The 3,024-nt window shown below is 70.4% G+C and carries 3 protein-coding genes; all 3 read right to left on the bottom strand.

The window, feature by feature from the left end; genetic code table 11:
• Positions 1-831, bottom strand: an 831-nt coding sequence (locus AB7U92_RS24740) for a Bug family tripartite tricarboxylate transporter substrate binding protein (protein WP_428583135.1), incomplete at its 3' end; no start/stop codon positions are given.
• A gap of 26 nt (positions 832-857) precedes the next feature.
• Complete coding sequence (locus AB7U92_RS24735; RefSeq protein WP_428583133.1) at positions 858-2,156, bottom strand: malonyl-CoA decarboxylase; 1,299 nt, start codon at positions 2,154-2,156, stop codon at positions 858-860.
• A complete protein-coding gene (locus tag AB7U92_RS24730; protein ID WP_428583131.1) occupies positions 2,146-2,835 on the bottom strand; it encodes a GntR family transcriptional regulator in 690 nt (229 codons plus the stop codon). Before AB7U92_RS24730 ends, AB7U92_RS24735 begins: the two co-directional genes overlap by 11 nt.
• Positions 2,836-3,024: the final 189 nt, after the last annotated feature.

Here is a 3,024-nt window from a genome sequence, read left to right as displayed (position 1 = left end):
CTTCTGCATCGCCTGCACGACAGCCGCGGGTGTTCCCTTGGGTGCCCACAGCCCGTACCAGGTCGCCACCTGGTAAGTGGGCACGCCGCTCTCCTTGGCCGTTGCAACGGTGGGGACGCCGGGGTTGCGACTCTCGCTGGCGACGGCGATGGCCTTGATGCGGCCGCCCTTGATGTGCGAGGCCGAGGAGCCCAGGCCGTCGAACATCATGTCGACCTGGCCGGCGATCAGGTCCTGCAGCGCCGGGCCGGCGCCCCGGTACGGGATGTGAGTGATGAAGGTCTTGGTCTGCAGCTTGAACAGCTCGCCCGCCAGGTGGTGCGAGGTGCCGTTGCCCGCCGAGCCGTAGTTCAGCTTGCCCGGGTTGGCGCGGACGTAGGCGAGCAGCCCGGCCAGGTCGTTGGCCGCCACCTTCTGCGGGTTCACCACGATGACCTGCGGCACGCTGGAGATGATGCCCACGGGCACGAAGTCGGTCTCGAGGTTGTAGTCGAGCTTGGGGTACATCGACGGTGCGATCGTGTGGTGTACCGCGCCCATGAAGAACGTGTACCCGTCCGGCGCCGCCTTGGCCGCGACGCTCGCGCCGACGGTGCCGCCAGCGCCCCCCTTGTTGTCGATGATGAACTGCTTGCCCATCGTCTTCGACATGTGGGCGAACAGCGGCCGCGCGAAGGCGTCGGTGCCGCCGCCGGCCGGGAAGGGCACGACGATGGTCACCGGCTTGGTCGGCCAGGCCTGCGCGGCCGCGAAGGGCGAGACGCCGGCGGCGGCGAGGGCGGCCGAGGCGAGCAGAGCGCGGCGCAGGGTCGAAGGACGGGAGCGATGCATGGGTTGTCTCCAGGTTGTGTGGGTTGTCAGAGCAACGACGTCAGGAGGCGTGACTGTGCCACTTCTCCTTGCACGAACTTCTCGTGGTGCGTTTCGACCTTGTCCAGGTCGTACAGGTAGTTGACCATCATGCCGAACGACTGGCGCAGTCCCTTGGGCGACAGATCGCCCAGCGGGTTCAGGCGCTCCAGCCGCGCACCGTTGTCGAGATGGAAGCGTGCCACCGGGTCGCCGCCGGCCGAGGGCGCGTGGCAGCCGAGGTAGTAGGCGGCCAGCCGCAGCAACGCCTGCGCGGCCGGCTCGGGCAGAGCCTTCAGCGCGGAGGCGTGCAGCAGCTTGTCGAAGTCGCCCGCGCAGGCGTCGCGCAGGGTGGCGTGCGCCTCGGCCAGGCGCTGCGCCCGCGCCTTCGGCAGGCCTTCGCACGGCGCGCCGGCGCGCACCCAGCGGGCGAAGCCGGGAATGGGCGAGAGCGTGCAGAAGGTCTTGAGCTGGGGCAGCTCGCGCTGGAGTTCGTCGGCCACGCGCTTGATCAGGAAGTTGCCCAGCGACACGCCCTTGAGCCCCGGCTGGCAGTTGCTGATCGAGTAGAACGCGGCCACCTTGAACTGGCCGGCCGGCAGCGGCGCGGAGGTCTTGTCGATCAGCGGCGCGACGGCCGCCGGCATCGCCGGCAGCAGCGCCACCTCGACGAAGATCAGCGGCTCGTCGGGCAGCTGCGGATGGAAGAAGGCGAAGCAGCGCCGGTCGGGCTGCAGGCGGCGGCGCAGGTCGTCCCAGCCGTCGATCTGGTGCACGGCCTCGTGGCGGATGATCTGCTCGAGCAGCTGGGCCGGCGAGTTCCAGTCGACGCGCCTGAGCTGCAGGAAGCCGGGGTTGAACCAGCTCGACAGCAGGTGCAGGAAATCGGCCTCCACCGCCTGCAGTTCGGGCTGCTTCGGCATGCGGGCCAGCAGGGCGCGGCGCATCGCCACGATGCTGCCCGTGCCGCCGGGCGTGCGGTTGATGCGCCTCAGCAGTTCCTGCCGCGGCGGCTCGGCGGTCTGCGTCAGCCGCTGCAGGTTGGCGGCGCTGGGCGCCTCGGCATAGGCCTGGGCGCTTTGCAGCACCGCCTTCGGGTCGGGGCTGAAGTCGCGCGACAGGCGCTCGAAGAAGCTCGCCTGCGCGTCGTCGGGCAGCTCGCGGAAGCGCGCGATCAGGTCGCTCGCGATGGCCACGCTGTTGGCCTCGCCGCGCTCGGACAGCAACCGCTTGCAGTCGATCAGCAGGCCTCTGAGGTGGCGCGCGCCGTTGACCTTGCGCGCTGCGCTCTTGAGTTCATCCAGCATGGGGGGCTCCCTGGGCTCGCTCGTGCTGGCGCAGCGCCTTCAGCGCGGCCAGCTGCGCCATCAGGTGGTCGTGCATCACGCGTTCGGCGCGCGCGGCGTCGCGCTGCACGATGGCGTCGAGCAGTACGCGGTGCTCGTTGATCGAGGCCTCGATGCGCCCCGGCCAGTGCAGTTGCCGCCCGCGCAGCAGGCGCACGAATCGGCGCAGGTCGCCGGTGGCGCGGTCGAGCCAGCGATTGCCGGCCAGCGCCTGCACCGCGCTGTGGAACTCGTGGTTGGCGCGGTAGTAGGCCTCGATGTCGTGCGCGGCGGCGTGCTTCTCGAGCTGCTCGTGCAGCCGCTGCAGGCGGCGGATGTCGGCGTCACGTGCCTTGCGCACCGCCTCGAAGGCGCAGCGGCCCTCCAGCAGCGCCATCACCGGCAGCAGCTCGTCGGCCTCGTCTTCCGGGATTTCCGCGACGCGGCTGCCCTGGCGCGGCACCGGCACCACCAGCCCTTCGGCGGCCAGCACCTTGAGCGCCTCGCGCAGCGGCGTGCGGCTGATCTGCCAGTCGCGCGCCAGCGCCAGCTCGTCGACCCACTGCCCCGGCAGCAGCTGGCGCTCGAAGATCATGTTGCGCAGCCGGGTTGCCACTTCCTCGTGCAGCGAAGGGCGGCGCAGGGGGATGGGTTCGGCCATGGCGAGAGCCTAGAATGAATTATTAGTAATTACAAGCGGCAAAGCCCGGGCCCGATCGGCCGGCCGCCTGCGCGGCCTCAGTCGCAGACGCCGCCGGCGAGCATCTCCTTGGCGGCGGGCGCCATCACCACTTCCATGGCGTCGAACTGCTCATCGACCGTTCGTGCCCGCTGGCCGCTCTCGGTGGGC

The organism is Piscinibacter sp. (genome assembly GCF_050175855.1).
Classification (GTDB): Bacteria; Pseudomonadota; Gammaproteobacteria; order Burkholderiales; family Burkholderiaceae_C; genus Piscinibacter.
This window is presented reverse-complemented; position numbering and strand designations above follow the sequence as displayed.

Excerpts from the sequence above, each read along its gene's own strand:
- AB7U92_RS24735 (WP_428583133.1), bottom strand. The coding sequence starts at position 2,156 with ATGCTGGATGAACTCAAGAGCGCAGCGCGCAAGGTCAACGGCGCGCGC.
- AB7U92_RS24730 (WP_428583131.1), bottom strand. The coding sequence starts at position 2,835 with ATGGCCGAACCCATCCCCCTGCGCCGCCCTTCGCTGCACGAGGAAGTG.